21 protein-coding genes are annotated in these 22,074 nt (G+C 68.1%); 9 read left to right on the forward strand and 12 right to left on the reverse strand.

What is annotated here, in order from left to right; genetic code table 11:
• Nucleotides 1-23: 23 nt before the first annotated feature.
• Both GDJ08_RS14580 and GDJ08_RS14585 read right to left on the reverse strand, forming a co-directional pair.
• Complete coding sequence (locus tag GDJ08_RS14580; RefSeq protein ID WP_017356627.1) at nucleotides 24-1,034, reverse strand: N-acetylornithine carbamoyltransferase; 1,011 nt, start codon at nucleotides 1,032-1,034, stop codon at nucleotides 24-26.
• Nucleotides 1,035-1,353: 319 nt separating this feature from the next.
• Nucleotides 1,354-1,911: a hypothetical protein gene (locus GDJ08_RS14585; RefSeq protein ID WP_017356628.1), complete on the reverse strand. Its 558-nt coding sequence runs from the start codon at nucleotides 1,909-1,911 to the stop codon at nucleotides 1,354-1,356.
• Nucleotides 1,912-2,133: 222 nt separating this feature from the next.
• Between GDJ08_RS14585 and cysS the strand changes: the two genes are divergently transcribed.
• The 3 genes from cysS (at nucleotide 2,134) to GDJ08_RS14600 (ending at nucleotide 5,381) form a co-directional block, all read left to right on the forward strand.
• Nucleotides 2,134-3,546, forward strand: a complete 1,413-nt coding sequence (gene cysS / locus GDJ08_RS14590) for a cysteine--tRNA ligase (protein ID WP_153165160.1) — start codon at nucleotides 2,134-2,136, stop codon at nucleotides 3,544-3,546.
• A gap of 135 nt (nucleotides 3,547-3,681) precedes the next feature.
• Nucleotides 3,682-4,131 carry a SufE family protein gene (locus GDJ08_RS14595; RefSeq protein ID WP_017356630.1) on the forward strand — a complete coding sequence of 150 codons (450 nt, stop codon included), beginning with the start codon at nucleotides 3,682-3,684 and terminating at the stop codon, nucleotides 4,129-4,131.
• On the forward strand, nucleotides 4,128-5,381 hold the full coding sequence (locus tag GDJ08_RS14600) for an MFS transporter (RefSeq protein WP_136003256.1): 1,254 nt from the start codon (nucleotides 4,128-4,130) through the stop codon (nucleotides 5,379-5,381). The genes GDJ08_RS14595 and GDJ08_RS14600 overlap by 4 nt, the downstream gene beginning before the upstream one ends.
• Before the next feature lie 150 nt (nucleotides 5,382-5,531).
• On the opposite strand, the gene dksA is transcribed toward GDJ08_RS14600, so the two are convergent.
• Complete coding sequence (gene dksA / locus GDJ08_RS14605) at nucleotides 5,532-6,782, reverse strand: RNA polymerase-binding protein DksA (protein WP_153165161.1); 1,251 nt, start codon at nucleotides 6,780-6,782, stop codon at nucleotides 5,532-5,534.
• A 272-nt stretch (nucleotides 6,783-7,054) separates the two neighbouring features.
• Between dksA and yidD the strand changes: the two genes are divergently transcribed.
• The 3 genes from yidD to GDJ08_RS14620 are packed head-to-tail and all read left to right on the forward strand — an operon-like array spanning nucleotide 7,055 to nucleotide 9,502.
• Nucleotides 7,055-7,309 (forward strand): membrane protein insertion efficiency factor YidD, encoded by a 255-nt coding sequence (gene yidD, locus GDJ08_RS14610; protein WP_136003254.1) that lies wholly within the window; start codon nucleotides 7,055-7,057, stop codon nucleotides 7,307-7,309.
• 1 nt (nucleotide 7,310) lies between these two features.
• The gene (locus tag GDJ08_RS14615; RefSeq protein WP_136003253.1) at nucleotides 7,311-8,657 is read left to right on the forward strand and encodes a dihydroorotase; all 1,347 of its coding nucleotides are present in this window, start codon (nucleotides 7,311-7,313) and stop codon (nucleotides 8,655-8,657) included.
• Entirely contained in the window at nucleotides 8,657-9,502 is an 846-nt protein-coding gene (locus GDJ08_RS14620; protein WP_136003252.1) for a M23 family metallopeptidase, read from the forward strand. The genes GDJ08_RS14615 and GDJ08_RS14620 overlap by 1 nt, the downstream gene beginning before the upstream one ends.
• Nucleotides 9,503-9,547: 45 nt before the next feature.
• Here GDJ08_RS14620 and GDJ08_RS14625 read toward each other — a convergent pair whose 3' ends face one another.
• The 5 genes from GDJ08_RS14625 to efp form a co-directional block, all read right to left on the reverse strand.
• A complete protein-coding gene (locus GDJ08_RS14625) occupies nucleotides 9,548-10,255 on the reverse strand; it encodes a squalene/phytoene synthase family protein (protein WP_153165162.1) in 708 nt (235 codons plus the stop codon).
• 108 nt (nucleotides 10,256-10,363) lie between these two features.
• Nucleotides 10,364-11,032: a phosphoglycolate phosphatase gene (locus GDJ08_RS14630; RefSeq protein ID WP_153165230.1), complete on the reverse strand. Its 669-nt coding sequence runs from the start codon at nucleotides 11,030-11,032 to the stop codon at nucleotides 10,364-10,366.
• Between the two features lie 19 nt (nucleotides 11,033-11,051).
• Complete coding sequence (ubiG, locus tag GDJ08_RS14635; protein WP_017354965.1) at nucleotides 11,052-11,783, reverse strand: bifunctional 2-polyprenyl-6-hydroxyphenol methylase/3-demethylubiquinol 3-O-methyltransferase UbiG; 732 nt, start codon at nucleotides 11,781-11,783, stop codon at nucleotides 11,052-11,054.
• Between the two features lie 16 nt (nucleotides 11,784-11,799).
• Nucleotides 11,800-13,143, reverse strand: coding sequence for a TRZ/ATZ family hydrolase (locus GDJ08_RS14640; RefSeq protein ID WP_017354966.1), 1,344 nt, complete (start codon nucleotides 13,141-13,143; stop codon nucleotides 11,800-11,802).
• A gap of 230 nt (nucleotides 13,144-13,373) precedes the next feature.
• Nucleotides 13,374-13,943 (reverse strand): elongation factor P, encoded by a 570-nt coding sequence (gene efp, locus GDJ08_RS14645; RefSeq protein ID WP_017354967.1) that lies wholly within the window; start codon nucleotides 13,941-13,943, stop codon nucleotides 13,374-13,376.
• Between the two features lie 124 nt (nucleotides 13,944-14,067).
• On the opposite strand from efp, the gene epmB reads away from it, so the two are divergent.
• On the forward strand, nucleotides 14,068-15,072 hold the full coding sequence (gene epmB, locus GDJ08_RS14650) for an EF-P beta-lysylation protein EpmB (RefSeq protein ID WP_136003250.1): 1,005 nt from the start codon (nucleotides 14,068-14,070) through the stop codon (nucleotides 15,070-15,072).
• Between the two features lie 66 nt (nucleotides 15,073-15,138).
• On the opposite strand, the gene GDJ08_RS14655 is transcribed toward epmB, so the two are convergent.
• From GDJ08_RS14655 to GDJ08_RS14665, 3 genes are all read right to left on the reverse strand, one after another.
• Nucleotides 15,139-17,265 carry a putative bifunctional diguanylate cyclase/phosphodiesterase gene (locus GDJ08_RS14655; protein ID WP_136003249.1) on the reverse strand — a complete coding sequence of 709 codons (2,127 nt, stop codon included), beginning with the start codon at nucleotides 17,263-17,265 and terminating at the stop codon, nucleotides 15,139-15,141.
• Nucleotides 17,262-18,185 (reverse strand): phosphate/phosphite/phosphonate ABC transporter substrate-binding protein, encoded by a 924-nt coding sequence (locus tag GDJ08_RS14660; RefSeq protein ID WP_017354970.1) that lies wholly within the window; start codon nucleotides 18,183-18,185, stop codon nucleotides 17,262-17,264. The genes GDJ08_RS14655 and GDJ08_RS14660 overlap by 4 nt, the downstream gene beginning before the upstream one ends.
• A 61-nt stretch (nucleotides 18,186-18,246) precedes the next feature.
• Entirely contained in the window at nucleotides 18,247-19,014 is a 768-nt protein-coding gene (locus tag GDJ08_RS14665) for an RNA methyltransferase (RefSeq protein WP_017354971.1), read from the reverse strand.
• Between the two features lie 119 nt (nucleotides 19,015-19,133).
• Here GDJ08_RS14665 and GDJ08_RS14670 point away from each other — a divergent pair, with 119 nt between their 5' ends.
• Nucleotides 19,134-19,961, forward strand: a complete 828-nt coding sequence (locus GDJ08_RS14670) for an inositol monophosphatase family protein (RefSeq protein WP_017354972.1) — start codon at nucleotides 19,134-19,136, stop codon at nucleotides 19,959-19,961.
• Between the two features lie 240 nt (nucleotides 19,962-20,201).
• Here GDJ08_RS14670 and htpX read toward each other — a convergent pair whose 3' ends face one another.
• Entirely contained in the window at nucleotides 20,202-21,074 is an 873-nt protein-coding gene (gene htpX / locus GDJ08_RS14675; RefSeq protein WP_017354973.1) for a protease HtpX, read from the reverse strand.
• 93 nt (nucleotides 21,075-21,167) lie between these two features.
• Here htpX and gluQRS point away from each other — a divergent pair, with 93 nt between their 5' ends.
• Nucleotides 21,168-22,052: a tRNA glutamyl-Q(34) synthetase GluQRS gene (gene gluQRS, locus GDJ08_RS14680; RefSeq protein WP_153165163.1), complete on the forward strand. Its 885-nt coding sequence runs from the start codon at nucleotides 21,168-21,170 to the stop codon at nucleotides 22,050-22,052.
• The last annotated feature ends 22 nt before the right edge of the window (nucleotides 22,053-22,074 follow it).

Here is a 22,074-nt window from a genome sequence, read left to right on the forward strand (position 1 = left end):
GCAAAGGGGGAATCAACAGAATCTCAGCGGCCGATCAGGGCCGACATGATCGCCTTCTGTACGTGCAGGCGGTTCTCGGCCTCGTTGATGGCGATGCACTGCGCCGAGTCCATCACCGCGTCGGTGGCCTTGACGTTGCGGCGCAGCGGCAGGCAGTGACTGAACACGCCGTTGTTGGTCAGGGCCATCTTGGCTTCGTCGACGATGAAGTGCTTGTACTGGTCGCGGATCGGCTTTTCCGGCTCCCAGTTGCCGAAGAACGGCAGCGCGCCCCAGCTCTTGGCGTAGACCACGTCGGCACCGGTGTAGGCGCTGGCGATGTCATGGCTGACCTGCAGGGAACCGCCGCTCTCGGCCACGTTCTGCTCGGCCCAGCCCATGTAGCGCTCGTCCAGGATGTAATCCGGGGTCGGGCACAGCAGGGTCACGTCCATGCCCATGCGGGTGGCGATGGTCAGCGCCGAGTTGGCCACCGCGGTGTTGAGCGGCTTGGGGTGGTAGGTCCAGGTCAGCACGAACTTCTTGCCGCGCAGGTCCTGGGTGCCGAAATGTTCCTGCAGCGCCATCACGTGGGCCAGCTCCTGGCACGGGTGGGTGATGGTCTCCATGTTGATCACCGGCACCGGCGAGTATTTCGCGAAGCTCCGGAGCACTTCGTCCTCACGGTCCTTGCTCCAGTCGACGAACTTCGGGAATGCGCGCACGCCGATCAGGTCGACGTAGCGGCCCAGCACCTTGGCCACTTCGGCGATGTGCTCTTCCGTGTCGCCATCCATCACCGAGCCGAGGTTGAACTCGATCGGCCATGCATCCTTGCCCGGCTGCAGCACGATCGCGTGGCCCCCCAGCTGGAAGGCACCCAGCTCGAAGCTGGTGCGGGTGCGCATGGACGGATTGAAGAACACCAGGGCAATCGACTTGCCCTTGAGCTCGTCGCCCAGCTTGTTGCGCTTGAACAACGCGGCCTGGGTCAGCAGGGCATCCAGGTCGGTGCGGCTCCAGTCCTGGGTGTTCAGGAAGTGCTTCAGGGACATCGATCGATCCTTTGCGGCGGGATTCAGGGGGTCGGAAAAACGTACAGATGAAACTTTTCAGATCGCAGAAACGAAAAAACCCAGCACGGGGGCTGGGTTTTCCGAACAGACAGCACGAAGCTCCGGTTACCCAGCGAAAATGTGGGGTTCCGGTCGGCGGGCACGCGACGTCATGCCCGTAGCCATACGGGCGGCGCTGGTGTCGTGCTGGAAGTCGGTGAGTTTCATGGCCGCCCATCTTTGCACGCGCCCGGGGCGGGTGCAAGGCCTGAATGGAACATGCAGATCAGCGTAGCGAACGAGGCGGCTTCCGGGCCGGTCACGGATTGGCCGGCCCGCCCTGCTCGGCCGCCACCCACGGGGTGATGGACACGCGGATCTTCAGGCGGTTGCCGGGATCGTCGGGGAGGCGGGAGCGGTACTTGGTGCCCTTGTAGACGTAATCCACGTCATAGGCGATGGGCCGGCGGAATTCCCGGCCGACCGGGATGATCCGGCAGTCGCGGGTCAGCAGCGGGCCGTTGTTGGCCGGCGGCGCCTCGACCACGGGCATTTCCTCCTCGCTGCCGTCTTCACGGCGGAAGATCGAGCGCACCGAGTCCATGAAGCGGCCAAAGCGGCCCTTTTCTTCCTGCGGTTCTTCGCCGGTCACGTTGACCGGGGCCAGGGTCCGGGTGGACACCGGCTCGCAGTGTTCTTCCGTGCGGGTGGCCCGCAGCGTCTGGAACACGGGCTCGACGTTGAGCACCTGCGCGTAGTCGAACTTCACGTTCTCGACGATCACCACCCGGTTGCGGGCCTCACCGTCCTGGGCGCGCACCCCGAAGGCGGCACTTGCGAGCAGACAGGCCAGCGTCAACAACGAAGCGGATTTCATTGGCAACAGGTAAGAGGACAAGGGGGATAGTTTAGGCAGTGCCAGGCACAAGGGGCTGAACATTACCCTTCCGTAACGTTTCTGCCCATAGGCAGGCCGCGCCCGCCCCCCGGCCAGGGACGCCATGCCGGCCCTGCGGGGCCGCCGGACGGCCCGGCGCTGGGCGCCGTTGTGATCTAAAATCGACCGCTTGCCCCCCACCCATCCCCCACCACGGCCACCATGACCCTGCGACTGCACAACACCCTGACACGCCAGCTCGAAACGTTCCAACCGCTCGATCCGGCCTGTCCGACCCTGTATGTCTGCGGTCCCACGGTCTACAACTATGTCCACATCGGCAACGCCCGTGGCCCGGTGGTGTTCGGGGTGCTGGCCGATCTGCTGCGACGCCGTTTCGGCGCCCTGCGCTACGCGCGGAACATCACCGACGTGGACGACAAGATCAACACGGCCGCGCGGGACCAGAATGTGCCGATTTCGGCAATCACCGATCGTTTCGCCGCCGCGTACCGTGAGGACATGGCCGCACTTGGCGTGGTTCCGCCGGACATCGAGCCGGAAGCCACTGCGCACATCCCGCAGATCATTGAAATGATCGAACAGCTGATCGAGGCCGGGCATGCCTACGCCGCCGAAGGCCATGTGCTGTTCGCCGTGGGAACCTATGCCGATTACGGCAAACTCTCACGGCGCGATCCCGACGAGATGCTCGCCGGCGCGCGCGTGGACGTGGCCCCGTACAAGCGCGACCCGGGCGACTTCGTCCTGTGGAAGCCGTCCTCCGAGGACCTGCCCGGCTGGGCATCCCCCTGGGGCCGCGGCCGTCCGGGCTGGCACATCGAGTGCTCGGCGATGGCCGCCGCGCACCTGGGCCCGACCATCGACATCCACGCCGGCGGCGTCGACCTGCAGTTCCCGCACCACGAGAACGAGATCGCGCAGAGCGAGTGCGCGCACGGCGGGCAGACCTTCGCCCGCTTCTGGCTGCACAACGGCATGCTCAACTTCGGCGGCGCCAAGATGAGCAAGTCGATCGGCAACATCGAACGCGTGCACGATCTGGTCCGCGCGCATGCGCCCGAGGCGCTGCGGTATGCGCTGCTGTCGGCCCACTACCGGCAGCCGCTGGACTGGTCCGATGCGTTGATCGAGCAGTCCGCACGCACGCTGGATGGCCTGTACGGCGCACTTCGCGAGGTCGAGGCGGTAGCGGCCACGGCACGCATTCCCGAGGCGATCGAAGCGGTGCTCGACGAGGATCTCAACACGCCGCGCGCCTTGGCGTTGCTGTCGGAACTGGCCAGGAAGCTGCGCCACGCCTCGGCCTCGGCCGGCGGCCCGGACCATCCGCGCGAGGGCGCCACGCTGGCCGAACTGGTCGACCTGAAGAGCCAGTTGCTCGGCGCCGGCAAGGCGCTGGGGCTGCTGCAGCAGGCCCCGTCCGCGTGGTTCGGCAGCCAGGCCACCGACAGCGACGAGGGCGCGCGCATCCAGGCGCTGATCGATGAGCGCACGGCCGCCAAGCAGGCGCGCGATTTCGCCCGCGCCGATTCGATCCGCGATGCGCTGGCGGCCGAAGGTATCGCCCTGGAAGACACCGCGCAGGGCGTGCGCTGGGTGCGCAAGCGCTGAGGGCCCGCCCAGCCACTGACCTGCCCGGCCCCGGCGTCGGGCGCCCTGACACAGTCCCGGCCACGGATGGCCGGGTGCTTCCCCCGAACCATCACGGCCCGACCACGGAAGGCGCATACCGGCCCGGAGTCCCCCATGACCACCGTTTCCCCGTTCCCGCTCGAACCCACCGCCGCCGACGCGCAGGCGGCCATCGCCGATGAGTTCGCCTTTTTTGGCGACTGGTCCGAACGCTACCAGTACCTGATCGACCTGGGGCGCAAGCTGCCGGCCTTCCCTGAGGAGTGGAAGACCGAGCAGCACCGTCTGCTCGGCTGCCAGTCGATGGTGTGGATCGTGCCGGAAGGCAATGCGCAGTCGCTGCGCTTCCACGCCATCAGCGATTCGGCGATCGTGTCCGGGCTGATCTACCTGGCGCTGCGGGTGTACTCGGGCCGGTCGGCCGAGGAAATCCTGGCCACCGAGCCGACCTACATCCAGGACATCGGCCTGTCGCGCCATCTGTCGCCGACGCGCAGCAACGGCGTGGCGGCCATGCTGGCCTTCATCCGCGATACCGCACAGTCGCAGTCCGCGCAGTCGTGAGTGCCGACGCCCCGTCCGACACAGGCGACAGCGCGCTCAGCCTGTTGTCCCGCCCCGGCTTCTCGCTGCTGCTGGCCTATCGCATCTGCGCGATGCTGTCCTACCAGATCGTGGCGGTCACGGTCGGGTGGCACATCTATGAAGTAACCCGCAATCCGTTCTCGCTGGGATTGGTCGGACTGGCCGAGGTGCTGCCATTCTTCTGCGTGGCACCGTTCGCCGGCTATCTGGTCGATCACCTGCCGCGCCGCCGGCTGGGCATGGTGGCAGCCAGCGGGCTGGTGCTGACGGCGGTGGTGCTGACCGCGGTGGCGCAGGGCTGGCTGCCGTTCCACGGGGTGTGGCCGATCTATGCGGCGATCGCGATGACGGGGATGGTGCGCGCGTTTCTGTCGCCGATCTACAACGCGCTGTTCGCGCGGGTGCTCGAGCGCCAGCAGTACGCGCGCGGCGCGGGTCTGGGGGCGGTAGTGTTCCAGGCCGGCATGGTGGCCGGGCCGGCGCTGGGCGGGCTGCTGGTCGCCTGGGGCGGCAAGGGCGTGGCCTACGGCGTGGCGGTAGGCGTGGCGGCGGTCGCGGTGGGCTGTCTGGCCGTGCTGCGCGTGTCCGAGCCGGTGCACAGCGGTCCGGCCGCACCGATCTTCAAGAGCATCGCCGAGGGCGGCCGCTTCGTGCTGGGCAACCGGATCATGGTCGGGGCGATGGCGCTGGACATGTTCTCGGTGCTGCTCGGCGGCGTGGTGGCGATGCTGCCGGCGTTCCTGCACGAGATCCTGCACCACGGTCCGGAGGGCCTGGGCATCCTGCGCGCGGCGCCGGCACTGGGCTCGGTGTGCGTGGGGCTGTGGCTGGCCCGCCGGCCGCTGCAGCGCAACGCCGGCCGCGTGCTGCTGTTCGCGGTGGCCGGGTTCGGGCTGTGCGTGATCGGGTTCGGGCTGTCGCACAGCTTCTGGCTGTCGGCGGTGATCCTGCTGTTCTACGGTGCCTTCGACGGCGTGTCGGTGGTGATCCGTTCGACCATCCTGCAGTTGGCCACGCCGGAAGAAATGCGTGGACGGGTATCGTCGATCAACGGCATCTTCATCAGTTCGTCCAACGAGCTGGGCGCGTTCTATGCGGGCACGATGGCCAAGCTGCTCGGTCTGGTGCCGGCGGTGGTGCTGGGTGGTTTCGCGGTGCTGAGCGTGGCCGGCATTACTGCCTGGAAGAACCCCACCCTGCGCCGCCTGAACCTGCGCGACCTGCACTGACCGGGAGCGGCCTGCCAGGACGGTCGGCCGCCGGCGGTGGCAGGTACCGACCGTTGGTCGGCTGCCTGTGCAGCAGAGCGCCGAAATTCCGCGGATCAAAAAAAACCCGGCCGAGGCCGGGTTTTTGATTGCGTCGCGACCGATCGGCGATCAGTCGCCCTGCTGCTTCTGCAGGTGCTCCCAACGCTCCTGGGCGTCGATGGTGCGCTCTGCAGTCAGACGCGCTTCCAGACGATCCAGGCCGATCTCTTCGCCGGTGTCCACGCAGTAGCCGTAGTCACCGTCTTCCAGGCGCTTCAGGGTGCTGTTGATCTTGCCGATCAGCTTGCGGTAACGATCACGGGTACGCAGTTCCAGCGAGTTCTCGGTCTCGCGGGTGGCACGCTCGGCCTCATCGCCGATATCACGCACTTCCTCCTGCAGATTCGCGATGGTCTGCTTGGATTCCTCGACCAGATCATTGCGCCAGTGCTGCAGGCGCTGGCGGAAATACTCCAGCTGCAGCGGATTCATGTATTCCTCTTCCGCGCTCGGCTTGTAACCGTCGGGCAGGATCGGACGACCGGTGGCTTCGTCAGTCTTGTATTCCACCACCTTCACCTTGGTGCGCGGGGCCGGGGCGGCCGAACGCGCTGCCACGGCAACGGCGACCTTGCCGACCGGACGGGACACGGGCTTGGGGGCGGACTCGGACTTGGCGGGGGTTTTTGCAGGCGATTTCGAAACGGGCACGGGATTCTTGTTTTGCGGGGCTTTCGAGGCGGGGGACGCTGCTACCGGCGCCGGCGCAGGCGCCGGAGGGGTGGCAGGCGTGACCGCGGACTTGGCCGGGACAGACTTGGCCGGCGCCGGCGATGCCGGCTTCGGTGCGGACTTGACTACAGGTGCTGCGGCCGGCTTGGCGGCCGGCTTGGTTGCCACGGGCTTGCTGGCGATCTTGCTTGCCTTCACCGGCTTGGCCGGCGGCTGTTTGGCCGCGACCTTCTTCACCGGTGCAGGCTTGGCGGCCGGCTTGACAGCCACCGGCTTCACCGTCTTCTTTGCCACGGTCTTGCTGGCGGCGGCCTTCTTCACCGGCGCCTTGGCGACCGGCTTGGCCACAGCCGTCTTCCCGGCCGTGGCCTTCTTGGGCGCCGCCTTGGCGGGCGCGACCTTCTTCGCGGCTGCCTTCTTGACCACGGGCGCCTTGGTGGCGGTCTTCTTGGCCGCCTTGGCCGGGGTCTTGCCGGTGGATTTCGTTGCGGGTGCCGTCCTGGCCGCCGGTTGTTTGGATGCAGGCTTGCCGGCCGGCTTGGCGGCCGGCTTCTTGGCAACGGACTTGGCCGCCAACTTCGTTACAACAGGCTTGGCGGTTTTCTTGGCGGCCTTGACGGCCTTCTTTGCAGTTTTTTTAGCAGCCACGAAACGCTCTTCCTTGGATTCCCCGGGGCCCGGGAAAGCGGGCCTTTATAGCCTACCCGACCAGCAGCAGCAACCACACCGCCTACTCCGTTCAGCCCCGGAGTCGCAAGGGGTGAAGCCGGCCTGCCCGCTGGGCGGACCGGCTCGCGCAGTTCGGCACCTGACCCGGTGATGCCACCGGGGCGGCCCGCCACGCGCGTGGGCGTGAGCGGGTCCAACGCCCCATCCTGCGACAAATGCGGCCTTCATGCCAACTGCTCTAAGATGGCGGGGTGATCTCGCGCCTGCTCATTGCCCTGCTGCGCTTCTACAAGCGCTTCATCAGCCCGCTGCTGGGGCCGCGCTGCCGCTTCGTGCCCAGTTGTTCTGAATACGCCATGCAAGCCATCGCCCTGCATGGCCCCGCGCGCGGCAGCTGGCTCGCCGCCCGCCGGCTCGGTCGCTGCCATCCCTTCCATCCCGGTGGCGTGGACGAGGTGCCGCCGCGCGCCCCGCACGCCGCTTGCCGCTGCACAGGAAAACACTGAAATGTCCTCCACGCTCATCGTCAACGCCCGCCTGGTCAACGAAGGTCGCATCACCGACGGCGACCTGCGCATCGAAAACGGCCGCATCGCGCAGATCGGCACCGGCCTGGAGGCGCGCCCGGGCGAGACCGTGGTCGACGCCGCCGGGCGCTGGCTGCTGCCGGGCATGATCGATGACCAAGTGCACTTCCGCGAACCGGGCCTGACCCACAAGGGTGATATCGCCACGGAATCGGCGGCGGCCGTGGCCGGTGGCCTGACCAGCTTCATGGACATGCCCAACACCAATCCGCCGACGCTCAATGCAGCGGTCCTGCAGGCCAAATACGACGCTGCCGCCGGCCGCGCACGCGCCAACTACGGCTTCTACATGGGCGCCAGCAACGACAACCTGGCCGACATCAAGGTGGTGGACCCGAAGCAATCGCCGGGCATCAAGGTGTTCATGGGCGCCTCCACCGGGAACATGCTGGTGGACAACCCGGAGACGCTGGACGCGATCTTCAAGTACGCCCCCACGCCGATCATCACGCACTGCGAAGACACCCCGATGATCGACGCCAAGGCGAAGGAATACGCCGAGAAATACGGCGACGCGCTGAGCGCGGAACAGCACCCGGATATCCGCTCGCGCGAGGCCTGCCTGAAGTCGTCGGAGCTGGCGGTGGCGCTGGCGAAGAAGCACGGCACCCGCCTGCACGTGCTGCACATCTCCACCGCCGATGAGCTGAAGCTGTTCGAGAAGGGTCCACTGATCCGCGCCGACGGCAGCCGCAAGCAGATCACGGCCGAAACCTGCATCCACTTCCTGCGCTTCGACCGCAGCGATTACGCGCGGCTGGGCAATCTGATCAAGTGCAACCCGGCAATCAAGGACGCCAGCGACCGCGAGGCCCTGACCCGCGCGGTGGCCGAGGACGTCATTGACGTACTGGCCACCGACCATGCCCCGCACACCTGGGAAGAGAAGCAGAAGCCGTATGCGCAGGCGCCGTCCGGCCTGCCGCTGGTGCAGTACGCGCTGGTGGCCGCGCTGGAGCTGGTGCACGAAGGCAAGCTGGAGATCACCCAGGTGGTGCAGAAGTTCGCGCACGCCCCGGCGCAGCTGTTCGACGTGAGCCAGCGCGGCTATCTGCGCGAGGGCTATTTCGCCGATCTGGTGCTGGTCGAAGACGTGCCGTTCACGGTGAAGCGCGAGGACGTGCTGTCCAAGTGCGGCTGGTCGCCGTTCGAGGGCATGACCTTCCGCTCGCGCATCGCCTCGACCTGGGTCAACGGCCAGCTTGCGTGGGACGGCGAGCGGCTGGTCGGGTCGCCGAACGGCCAGCGCATGAGCTTCGACCGCTGATGCGGGCGCGTCTGCTGGGCTGGAGCCTGCTTCTGGCGGGCGGGGCGACGCTGGGCGCCCTGCTGTTGCCCGTGGGCGCCCAGGCGCAGGCCGACACCCGCGTGGTGTTCCCGGCCAGCGCCTCGCAGGGTGCGATGGTGATCGGAAAGGTGCCCGCCGGCAGCTCGGTGCAGTACGGCGGCCGCACGCTGCGGGTAAGCGGCTACGGCAGTGTCGTGTTTGGCATCGGCCGCGACGAGAAGGGCCCACTGCAGGTGCAGGTGCGACGCCCGGACGGCGCCACCGAGACGGCCAGCATCGCGGTGACGCCGCGCGACTGGCCGGTGGAGCGCGTCAACGGCGTCCCTCCCAAGACGGTCAACCCGCCGCCGGCGATTGCCGAGCGGATCAAACGCGAGCAGGCCCAGGTCACTGCTGCCCGCGCCCGCGACGACGACCGGACCGATTTCGCGCAGGCGTTCATCTGGCCGGTGCAGGGACGCATCAGCGGTCGCTTCGGCAACGCACGCGTCTACAACGGGCAACCCGGCGCCGGGCATTCGGGCATGGATATCGCGGTGCCGACCGGCACGCCGGTGAAAGCACCGGCCGCTGGCGTGGTCACGTTTGCCGGGCCGGACCTGTACCTCACCGGTGGCACCCTGCTGCTTGATCACGGCTATGGGGTGAGCTCGAACTTCCTGCACCTGTCGCGCATCGACGTGAAGGTCGGCGACCGGGTCGAACAGGGCCAGGTGATCGCCGCAGTCGGCGCCACCGGTCGTGCGACCGGGCCGCACCTGCACTGGGGCATGAACTGGTTCGATACCCGCATCGATCCGCTGCTGGTGCTGGAGCGGCGCTGACGAAGGCGTACCGACCCACGGTCGGTACCCACCCTGCCCCAGCGATCAGCCGCGGGCTGCCCACCAGGTGCGCAGCAGCGTACGCAGCGGCGTTGCCTTGAGTTCGCGCCCCTGCACCCAGGCCTGCTGGCGCGTGCGTGCCAGCGAGGCATACAGGCGGCGCGGGCGCGGCCCGGCCACGCGCGCGGGCCAGTCGCGCAGCAGTTGCTGCCCCCAGCGCTGCGCCACGTCCTGCTCGCCCTGCGCCAGCAATGCGCGTGGCACGGCGGCGACGCCGGCCTCGTGCAGTCGCTGCGCCAGGGTCTGCAGCACCACCGGCGTGGTGGTGTCACCGCGGACAGCCGCCTCGAAAATCACCGCCTCCACTGCGGCCACCGCAGCGGCGTAGGCGCGCAGCGCGGCGAGCGCCTGCGCCGGGTCCACCGGCACGGCACGCGCGTCGATGAGGTCCGGCAGGGTCTGGGCCAGTTCCGCCCACGGCGCGCGCAACGGTTCCAGTACACGGCCCAGCGGATGCCTGGAGCGCTGGGCGGCCCAGCTGCGCAGCTCTTCGCCCCACCACGCCAGCTTGGCGTCGGCCGGGGTCGGGTCGCCGCCGATATTGAGGATGTCGTCGAACTCCTGCAGCAGCGCGAACCACGCCACCACGCGGAGGCGCTGTGCCTCCGGCACGAAAGGTTCGGCTACCGACCATTCCGGCCAGCGGGTTCGCCACTTGTCCAGGAAGCTGTCCAGGGCGCTGGAAGTTGTCACGGGAAGTCCTTCAAATGCTGTGCGGACCCACGGTCCGCACTTGCCTGGGGAAATGTGCCGACCCACGGTTGGCACCTGCCGGAGTGGGTCATCGGCCGGTCGTCCGGTCTACCCGCGCGCGGGCGGCCAGGCGTCGGGGCGCTGCAGCTGCGCGGGGTGTTCGGCCATGCGTTCGGCGCCCCACGCGTGCGGGTCGTCGGCGTCCAGGCGGTAGCCCCACAGCGCGGCCACCGAGGCCATGCCGGCGGCGTTGGCAGCGACGATATCGCGCTCGTCGTCGCCGACGTAGATGCAGGTGGCCGGGGCCATCGCCATACGTTCGGCCGCCGCCAGCAGCGGCAACGGATGCGGTTTGCGCTGGGCCAGCGTGTCGCCGCCGATCAGCACGGCACAGCGCTGTTCCCACCCCAGTTGCGGCACGATCAGCCGCGCCAGGTATTCCGGCTTGTTGGTGACGATGCCCCAGCGGCAGCCGGCCGCCTCCAGCGCGTCGAGCATGCCGGCCACGCCGTCGAACAGCACGGCATGGCGGCCGATCAGGCCTTCATAGCGCTCCAGGAATTCGGGCACGAGCGCGTCACGCTCGGCCTGCCCCAGCTCCGGGAACGCGACCGATACCATCGCCCGGGAGCCCTTGGACACCACCGGGCGAAGGACGTCAAGGCTGATCGGAGCACGGCCGCGCGCGCCGAGCATCGCATTGGCGGTGGCCAGCATGTCCGGGGCGCTGTCCAGCAGTGTGCCGTCCAGATCGAACAGCACCGCCTGCGGGAACATGCCCGCGTGACCTGCGGACTCAGACACCGGCAGCATCGTCCGGCTTCACGGCATAGGCCAGGTAGTTGATGTCGGTGCGGCTGCTCAGACGCGCGCGGTTGCGCCACGGCTCATAGGCCATGCCGCTGACATCGCGCAGGGTGAAGTCGGCCTCGCGCAGCCACTTGCCGAGTTCGGCCGGCTTGATGAAGTCCTGGTAATGGTGCGTGCCCTTGGGCAGCAGCCGCGCTACGTACTCGGCACCGACGATGGCCACCGCAAACGCGGCCGGGGTGCGGTTGACGGTGGACAGGAACAGCTGGCCGCCGGGCTTGAGCAGGCGGTGGCAGGCGGCGATGATCGCGCCCGGGTCGGGGACGTGCTCCAGCATTTCCATGCAGGTGACCACATCGAAGCTGCCCGGCTGTTCGGCGGCCAGGTCCTCGGCGGCCTGCAGGCGGTAGTCCACCGTGACGCCAGACTCCAGGCTGTGCAGCCGCGCGACCTTGACCAGTTCCGGGGCCAGGTCGATCGCGGTGACCTCGGCGCCTTCCTTGGCCAGTGCTTCGCTGAGCAGGCCACCGCCGCAGCCGATGTCCAGCACCCGTGCGCCACGCAGCGGTACGCGGCTGGCCACGTACTGCAGGCGCACCGGGTTCAGGGCGTGCAGCGGCTTCTGCGGGCCGTCCGCATCCCACCAGCGGTTGGCGAGTGCGGCGAACTTGTCCAGTTCGGCCTGATCGAAATTGGTGGAAGCGTGGGGGGCGTTCATGGGGATCCTTGGTGCATCAAGCACGGATGTGGCGGATGCGCTCGCGCCACTGGCGCGCGTTGGCGACGATCGCCGCCGTGTCCATGCCAACCAGTTCGCGCTGGACCAGCTTGGGCTGGCCGGCAATCCAGACATCACTGACCTGGTGGCGGCCGGCGGCGTAGACAAGCTGCGAGAGCACATGGTGGAGCGGCTGGGTTTCCAGCGCGGACAGGTCCACGCAGACCAGGTCGGCCTGCTTGCCCACCTCGATCGACCCGATGCGGTCGCCAAAGCCCAGCGCGCGTGCACCGCCCAGGGTGGCCGCGCGCAGCGTGGTGGCCGCGTCCAGCGCGGTGGCATCGTTGGCCACGGCCTTGGCGAGGATCGCCGCGGTGCGGTTCTCGCTGAACATGTCCAGATCGTTGTTGCTGGCGCAACCGTCGGTGCCGATCGCCAGGTTCACGCCGGCGCGCTGCAGGGCGCAGGCCGGACAGAACCCGGAGGCCAGCTTGAGGTTGGATTCGGGGCAATGCACCACGCTGACGCCACGCTCGGCGCACAGGTGGATCTCGGCCTCGGTGAGCTGGGTCATGTGCACCGCGATCAGGCGGTCGTTGACCAGGCCCAGGCGGTCCAGGCGCGCCAGCGGGCGCTGGCCGTGCAGCTTGATTGAATCGCTGATTTCCTGCGCGGTTTCATGCGTGTGCAGGTGGACCTGCATGTCCAGCTGGTCGGACAGCATGCGCACGCGCTCGAAATTGGCGTCGTTGACGGTGTACGGCGCGTGCGGCGCGAACGAGGTGCCGATCAGCGGATCGTTGCGCCACTGGTCGTGCAGCTCGCCGGCCTTGGCGAAGTACTCGTCGTCGGTCTTTGCCCAGGCAGTAGGGAAATCGATGATCACCGCGCCAACCAGGGCGCGGAAACCATGCTGCTTGTAGACGGCCGCCTGGACGTCGGAGAAGAAGTAGTTTTCGTTGGCGCAGGTGGTGCCGCCACGCAGCATCTCGGCGATCGCCAGCGTGGTGCCGTCGGCCACGAACTCCGGCCCGATCACCGCCGCTTCCACCGGCCAGATGTGCTGCTGCAGCCACACCATCAGCGGCAGGTCGTCGGCGACGCCGCGCAGCAGGGTCATCGGGTTGTGGGTGTGCGCGTTGACCAGGCCCGGCATCAGCGCCGCGTCCGGGCGTGACACGGTCTGCATCGGCGCGAAGCGCGCACGCGCCTCGGCACGCGGCAGGATCGCGATGATCTCGCTGCCACGGATGGCCACGGCATGGTCTTCCAGCACCACCGCATGCGGCTCGATCGGGACCACGTAACCGGCTTCGATCAGCAGGTCACAGGCTTCGGGAATGCGTGCGGTGTCGGTCATGCGGGCTCGCTGAGGCAGGGGGGATGCAGCGGAGGGGCGGCGGTGTGCCGGCGACACGCCGGGGACATGCCGTCTGTAGAGCCGGCCGTTGGTCGGCTGCCGTTCGCGACGCGCGTTCAGACCCCGCCACCAGCAGCCGACCAACGGTCGGCTCTACCCGTATCCGATCGTTGGTCGTGGGCAACAGCCGACCAGCGGTCGGCTCTGCCGTCATCCGACCGTGGGGCGGATTACTTGCCGGCGCGTGCGGAGTATTCACCCGAGCGGGTGTCGACCTTGATGATTTCATCCTGGTTGACGAACAGCGGCACGCGGACCACGGCGCCGGTTTCCAGGGTGGCCGGCTTGCCGCCACCGCCCGAGGTGTCGCCACGGACGCCCGGATCGGTTTCGGTGATCTTCAGTTCGACGAAGTTCGGCGGCTGGACGAAGATCGGCTCGCCATTCCACAGGGTGACGATGCAGGATTCCTCACCCTTGAGCCACTTGTCCGCGCCGCCCATGCCGGCCTTGGTGGCCTGGACCTGCTCGAACGACTCCGGGTCCATGAAGTGCCAGTACTCGCCGTCGGTGTACATGTAGTTCATGTTGGTGTCGACGACGTCGGCCTTTTCCACGTCATCGGTGGCCTTCATGGTCATTTCGACCACGCGGCCCGACTTGATGAAGCGGTACTTCATGCGGGTGAAGGCCTGGCCCTTGCCCGGCTTGACGTACTCGGTCTCGGTGATGACCGCCGGTTCATTGTTGACCAGGATCTTCATCCCGTTCTTGACATCGTTCATGCCAACAGTGGCCATGCTGAAACTCCTGAATGGGCAAACGCCGCGCAGGCGCGGCGAGCCGGATAGAATGGAAAACCCACCGGCACCGGTGGGGTGACTCGTTTTTCTGACCGACATGATAACCGCAGGCCCCCATTCCATGCAGCTTTCCGCCACGCCCCTGCCCACCCCCGTGCGCTGGCAACAGCTCTGGCGCGAGGCGGTCCGCGACCCGCGGCAGCTGCTGGCGCAGCTTGACCTCGACCCGGCCGGGCTGCCCCTTTCGGCCGAGGCGGCCAGCCAGTTCGCGCTGCGCGTGCCGCAGGGCTTCATCGCCCGGATGCGCCCGGGCGACCGCCACGACCCGCTGCTGCGGCAGGTGCTGCCGGTCACCGATGAAATGCAGGTAGTACCGGGCTTCAGCCTGGATGCGGTGGGCGACGGGCTGGCCAGAAAGGCCACCGGGGTGATCCAGAAGTACCGCGGCCGGGCCCTGCTGGTGACCACCGGCAGCTGTGCGATCAACTGCCGCTACTGCTTCCGCCGCCACTTCGACTACGGCACCGAGAATGCCGCCAGAGAGGGCTGGCGCGAGGCGGTGGACGCCATCGCGCAGGACCCGGACATCGACGAGGTGATCCTGTCCGGCGGCGACCCGCTGTCACTGGCCACCCACAAGCTGGAAGAGCTGACCCAGGCCCTGGCGCGGATTCCGCACCTGCGCCGTCTGCGCATCCACAGCCGGCTGCCGGTGGTGCTGCCCGAACGGGTGGACGACGCCCTGGTGCAGTGGATCGCCGCCCTGCCCTGGCCGGTGGCATTTGTGATCCATGCCAACCATGCCAACGAGTTCGACGCCGCCGTGGACACGGCGATGGCCCGCCTGCGCGGCGCCGGCGCCACCCTGCTCAACCAGGCGGTGCTGCTGCGCGGGGTCAACGACTCCCTGCAGGCGCTGCAGGACCTGAGCGAACGCAGCTTCGCCGCCGGCGTGCTGCCGTACTACCTGTACCAGGTGGACCGGGTCGAAGGCGTGGCCCACTTCGAGGTACCGGACGACACCGCCAAGGCACTGCACGCCCAGCTCACCGCACGCCTGTCCGGCTACCTGGTCCCCAAACTGGTCCGCGAGATCGCCGGCGATTCCAGCAAACGCCCCGTCTAGGGGCGTGGGCGGGAATAAGGGGCATCGGCGGACAGGTGATGACTACTGGTCATCACGACGTCCACGTTACCGGCCCGCCTCGATCATCTGCACCACCTCGGTCGCGCTGACCGGGTGGCTCAGCCAGTAGCCCTGGCCCAGGTCGCAACCGCGCTGGCACAGCAGGTCGAACTGCACTTCCTGCTCGATGCCTTCGGCCACCACGGTGATGCCCAGCGCGTGGGCCATCGCGATGATCGCCGTGGTCAGCGCCAGGTCGTCCGGATCGCGCTGCATGTCGGCAACGAAACTCTTGTCGATCTTGACCCCGTCCACCGGCACCTGGCGCAGGTGGCTGAGCCCGGAGAAGCCGGTGCCGAAGTCGTCCAGCCACACCTTCACGCCGGTGCGGTGGAGCTTGTCCAGCAGTGCGGCGGCCAGCATCTCGTCGCCGATCACCGCCGTTTCGGTCAGTTCCAGATGCAGGCGCGAGGCGGGCAGGCCGGTATCGCGCAGGCAGTCGGCGACCAGGGTGGGCAGCTCGCCACCGCGCAGCTGGCGCGGCGACACGTTGACCGACACGAACAGGCCGTCACTGTCGGCACCGTGTGGCCACTGCACCGCCTCCATGCAGGCCGCGCGCAGCACCTTGGGACCGATTACTTCGATCAGGCCGCTCTGCTCGGCCACTTCAATGAACACCGACGGCGGGATCGTGCCCAGCGTCGGGTGCTGCCAGCGCAGCAGGACTTCGACGCCCACCATGCGGCGGTCGCGGGTGCGGAAGATCGGCTGGTACACCAGCCGCAGCTCGCCGCGTTCCCAGGCGCCACGCAACTCCTGCTCCATGTGCACGCGCCGCTCGACCGCGTGGTCCATGGCACGGCTGTAATAGCGATAGCAGTTCTTGCCGGCCATCTTGGCCTGGTACATCGCGATGTCGCCATTCTTCAGCAGCGTGGTCGCGTCGGCGGCATCGTCGGGGAACAGGGTCACACCGATGGAGGTACCCAGGAACAGCTCCCTGCCCTGCACCACCAGCGGCTTGCCCAGCTCGCGCACCAGGATCTCGGCCAGGTGGCGCGCGGTGGCCGCGACGTCGCCATCGCCGATCAGGATCACGAACTCATCGCCACCAAAGCGCGCCAGCAGGGCCTCGTCGCCACCGGCCTGCGTCACCGCCGCGCTGATGCGCTGGGCGAACTGCAGCAGGGCCTCGTCGCCGGCCTCATGGCCGAGGGTGTCATTGACGCGCTTGAAGTCGTCGATGTCGGCAAACAGCAGCCCGAGCCGATGACCGGAGGCGCGCGCGGCCATCAGGCGGTGATCCAGCGCTTCGCGGAACGCCAGGCGGTTGGTCAGGCCGGTCAAGGCATCGGTATAGGCCATGTGCCGGACCTCGCGGTCGTGCCGGGCGATGGCCTCGCTCATCCGCCCGAACGCACGCACCAGCTCGCCGACCTCGTCCCTGCGCGAGCTTTCGCGCAGCTGCACCTGGTAGTCGCCCGCTTCGATCTGGCGCGCGGCGGCGGCCAGCCCGCGGATCGGGGTGACCAGGGTGCGCTGCACGTAGATGATCACCACCACGCCGATCCCCACCAGCAGACCCAGCATCAGCAGCAGCCAGCCGAGGTGCCGCTTGCCCACCTGCTGCAGGCGGTCGCCGAGGGTCTGGTTGGCGCGTTGCTCCATCGCCTGCACGTCGTCCAGCGCCATGCCCACGCGGACACCGCCGATGCGCTGGTTGCCGATCATGATCGGCATCGCGTTGTCCAGCACCTTGGGCGACTCCTGCACCACCAGCTGGCGGGCGCCCTTGGCCCCTTCGGCCAGCGGGTCGGTCATGGCACGGCCGAAGCCCAGCACCTCCACCGATCCGTCATGGATCAGGCGGCCATCGGCGTCGAACACCAGCACATAACGCACCACCTGCTGCCGCGAGGTGTTGCGCACCAGCGCGCCGACCTGCTCCAGGTCGTTGTAGTAAAGCGGATTGGCCAGCGCATCGGAGAGCTCGCGCGCCAGAGCCTCGCCACGACTGCGTACGCTGCGGTCGAACAGACCGTGGATCACGCTGCCACTGAGGTGCTTGACCTCATCCTGCATGGTGGCCTGGCGCCCCAGCACGACCGCCACGATCGCCACCACCACCAGCATGGCACCGCTCATCGCCAGCACGAAACGTGCCTGCATTCCGGAACCCAACGGCCTCATTCCACTTCCATCCGCACGCGTGCCCAACCCTGTTTCAATTCATCCAGCCGGTGCTGCATCTGCGCATCCACCCGATGGAACCCGGACGTACCAAAGAACTTTTCCAGCGCATCCTGCGCGTGTGGATCCGATGCTGCATCCAGCAGCACCTGCTGCAGGCGGTCACGCACCTGCGGGTCCAGACCGGCGCGCACCATTTCCACGCCGCGCGGATACGGCTCGGTACGGTGGATGACCCGGAAATCGCGCCGGAAGACCGGTGGAACGCGCTTGTCGTCCCCCCAGTCCACGCTGCTGACCGCCCCGGCATCGACCAGCCCCTTGTGCACCAGGGTGGCGATGTTCAGCTCGGACCGCGCGAACACGTAACCCACCGTATCGGGCGCGGCCGTGTCGTTTGCCGAGTGCAGTATCTCCGGGGTCATGCCGTGTTCGAGCAGGGTCATCACCGGGACCAGGTACGCACTGGTGGACGCCACGTTCTGCAGGGCCACGGTGCGCCCGGTCAGGTCTTCCAGGGTGCGGACCGGGCTGTCCCGGCGCACGAAGAACACGGTGTGGTACTCGCGCACCCCGCTGCGCTCGGTCAGCAGCAACGGCTGTGCGCCGCTGCGCATGCCCAGCGCGACGGCGGTGCCGGAGGTCTCTGTCACCCAGTCCACGCGGCCGCGACGCAGGTAGCTGCCCATGCGCTGCGAGTCGCTGGCCATCAGAATGCGGCCTTCGGTGATGCCCACATCCCGCATGCGCGGCACGACGTAGTCCAGCAGGGGCTGCAGCTGCGCATAGTGTGACTTGGGATCATCGCTTATCCGTCCCAGCACCAGTACGTTGGACGGCCCCGCCGATGCCGGACCGACCGCCAGAGCGATGGCCAGACACAGCAGTCCCCCCTGCAGCAGCCATCGCAGTACTGACACGCGTCATTGCTCCCCCGAGATATCGAAACAGCGTACCCGAAAAAGTGAGAACTGCGTCAGATCATTGAGGCTTGCCTGCGGCCAGGCGTGCCATCCGCTGCGCATCGGACAGGATGCCGCGCAGCAGGCGCACTTCCTGTTCGCTCAGTTCGGTGCGCAGGAACAGGCGGCGCAGTTTGCGCATCGCCGATTCGGGCGCGCGGCCCTTGTGGAAGTCGATGTCGTCCAGGGTGTCGCCGAGCTGGCCGAACAGGCCCTCGACCTGGGCATGGCTGGCCGGCTCCTCGCGGAAGCCCGGCTCGGCCGGCGCGGCGGCGCTGACGCCCCCCAGGCTGGCCATCCTCAGCTCATAGGCCAGCACCTGCACGGCGGCCGCCAGGTTCAGGGAACTGAAGTCGGGGTTGGAGGGAATATGCACGGCCAGGTGGCAGAGCTGCAGCTCTTCGTTGGTCAGGCCGGTACGCTCGCGGCCGAATACAAAGGCCACTTCGGCCGGCTCGGCGGCCTTGGCCAGGGCGCGCTGCGCGGCAACGCCCGGCAGCAGCTCCTCCAATTGGACCCGGCGCGCACGTGCGGTGCAGCCGAGCACCAGCCGGCAATCGGCCACGGCGTCGGCCAAGGTGGCGACCACCGGGGCGTCGCCGAGGACGTCCTCGGCGCCGGCCGAGCGCCGGAAGGCCTCTTCGTTGAGGGGCTTTTCAGGGGCCACCAGCACCAGGCGGCCCAGGCCCATAGTCTTCATGGCGCGCGCGGCGGCCCCCATGTTGCCGGGGTGCTGGGTGCCGACGAGGACGAATCGGATGCGGGACGGAGCGGTTTCAATGGACATGAACAGGCCAGACGCGAGCAGGACAGCCACAAATGGTAAACTGTGCGACCGGCCTCTGCGCCGGGACCGCTCTTTTCCCCCGCCAAACCCCATCTCTGCCTTTACGGGAGCTTTTCGCCATGCAGAAACCCGCCGTCACCGTCATGGTCAAGGCCGCCCGCCTCGCCGGCAACGTCCTGTTGCGCAACATCAACAAGCTCGAGGCGTTGAACGTCGTGCAGAAGGGGCGCATGGACTATGCCAGTGAAGTCGATGCGGACGCGGAAAAGGTCATCGTCAAGGAACTCAAGCGCGCCTATCCCGAGTACGGGATCATGGGCGAGGAAGGTGGCGTGCAGGGCGTCAACCGTTACATGTGGGTCATCGACCCGCTGGACGGCACCAGCAACTACCTGCGCGGCTTCCCGCACTACTGTGTGTCCATCGCCCTGGTCGAGAACGGCGAGCCGATCGACGCGGTGATCTTCGACCCGCTCCGCAATGAACTGTTCACCGCCAGCCGCGGCGCCGGCGCGGTCTTCAACGACCGCCGCATCCGCGTGGCCGACCGCAAGGACCTGGCCGGCGCGATGATCCACACCGGTTTCGCCCCGCGCGAGCGCGCGCGCAGCAGCGCCCAGCTGAAAGCCGTGGATGCGCTGCTGGTGCACGCCGAGGACATCCGCCGCACCGGTTCGGCGGCGCTGGACCTGGCCTACGTGGCCTGTGGCCGTGCCGATGCGTACTTCGAAGCCGGTGTGAAGGCCTGGGACATCGCCGCCGGCGTTCTGCTGGTCCGCGAGGCCGGCGGCCGGGTCTGCGACTTCAAGGGTGCCACCCCGGCCCGCATGGACAGCCGTGGTCCGGAGACCCAGCAGATCGTGGCCGGCAACGTGAAGAACACCGAGATCCTGCAGAAGGTGCTGGTGAACACGGGCTACGCTGCCGAGTTCGACGCGAAGTTCTGATCGACTGCACCGGCACCCGCCCGGAAACGGCGCCCTCTGGGCGCCGTTTTTGTTTGGGCGTACCTGAAAGACGCGACCCGCCCAGCATCCTCGATCCTCGGCTGGGCAGGACGGCGTGGTCAGTGGGTCGGTGGCGGAACACGGGTGGGCCCCGTAGGGACCCGTCGGTCGTCTCCCGCTGCGACGCAAACGAAACGCCCGGCCAGGGCCGGGCGTTTCGGGGGGCAGTGCCGTCCGGGATCAGGCGACGGTGCTGTTGGCGGCCTTCAGGGCAGCGATGCGCTCGTCCAGCGGCGGGTGGCTCATGAACAGCTTGCGGGCCGTGGAGCCGGCGATGCCGAAGGCCGCGATCTGGGTCGGCAGGGTGCTCTGGCCGTGGTTGAGCTTGAGGCGTTCCAGCGCGGCGATCATCTTCTGACGGCCGGCCAGGTTGGCACCGCCGGCGTCGGCGCGGAATTCGCGGTGGCGCGAGAACCACATCGAGATCATCGTGGCGAACAGGCCGAACACCATCTCCAGCACGAACACGATGATGTAGTAGGCGAAGCCACGGCCGCCGCCTTCGCGGTTGCCCGACAGCGCGCTGTCGATGACACCACCGACCACGCGGGCCAGCACGATCACGAAGGTGTTCAGCACGCCCTGCAGCAGCGCCATCGTGATCATGTCGCCATTGGCCACGTGCGCGATTTCGTGGCCCAGCACGGCCTCGGCCTCGTCTTCGCTCATGTTGTGCAGCAGGCCGGTGGACACCGCCACCAGGGCCTTGTTGCGGTTGGCGCCAGTGGCGAACGCGTTGATCTCCGGGCCGTCGTAGACCGCCACTTCCGGCATGCCGATGCCGGCGGCACGGGCTTGGCGTTCCACCGTGGCCAGCAGCCAGCGCTCGGTCGGGTTGCGCGGCTCGGTGATCACCACCGCGCCGGTGGAGCGCTTGGCCATCCACTTGGACAGCAGCAGCGAAATGAACGAACCGCCGAAGCCGAAGATGGCCGCCATCACCAGCAGGCCGCTCATCTGGTTGGGGTTGACCCCCAGCACCGACATCACGATACCGGCCAGGATCAGCACCGCGAGGTTGGTCAGAAGAAAGAGGGCAATGCGACTGAACATGGGAAAGGGACGCTTTGAAGAGGGATTTGACTGCAAATCTGCGGTGCCTTCATGTTGAATTCAAGTCGGAAACTGACCGACGATTCATAGTTCATGTCCATGACTCCCTACGTCGGGCGTTTCGCCCCCTCCCCCACCGGCCCGCTGCACCCCGGCTCCGTGCTTGCCGCGCTGGGCAGCTGGCTGCTCGCGCGGCACGCCGGCGGGCAATGGCTGGTACGGGTGGAGGATGTCGACCCGCCGCGCACCGTGCCCGGAGCCGTTGCCGGGCAACTGGCCACGCTGGCCGCCTTCGGACTGCACAGCGATGGCCCGGTCCTGCACCAGAGTCAGCGGGACGCTGCCTACCAGGCCGCGCTCGCGCAGCTGCTGGACGCCGGCCTGGCCTTCGCCTGCCATTGCAGCCGCCGCGATCTGGCCGACCAGGGCGGCATCCACCATCACTGCGTCCCACGTCCTCCGCGCGCCCAGCCGGCCATCCGCCTGCGTGTCGCACCCGGCACGGTGGTGAGCTTCAACGACGGCCTGCGCGGCCCGATCCGCCAGGACGTGCATGCCGACGTCGGCGACGTGGTGCTGCGCCGCGCCGATGGCTACTGGGCCTACCAGCTGGCAGTGGTGGTCGATGACGGCGCGCAGGGCATCACCGATATCGTGCGCGGGGCCGACCTGCTCGATTCCACCCCGCGCCAGATCCTGCTGCAGCAGGCGCTCGGCCTGCCCACCCCGCGCTACCTGCACCTGCCGCTGCTGCTCGATGCCGATGGCCGCAAGCTGTCCAAATCCACGGCCGCCGCGCCGGTGGATGCCGTCAACCCGCTGCCGGCCCTGCGCCAGGCCTGGGCCGCGCTGGGCCAGGACCCGGGAGCGCTGGCGACGGTCGATGAGGCCGGCGACGCCCTGCGCGCCGCCCGCGCAGCGTTCGACCCGCGCCGCCTGTCACCGGTCGACATTCCGCTCCGCCCCGCCGCGCCGTGACCGCCCCCTTTTTTTTGCGGTT

The sequence above is a fragment of the Stenotrophomonas nematodicola genome (assembly GCF_009467805.1).
GTDB lineage: Bacteria > Pseudomonadota > Gammaproteobacteria > Xanthomonadales > Xanthomonadaceae > Stenotrophomonas > Stenotrophomonas nematodicola.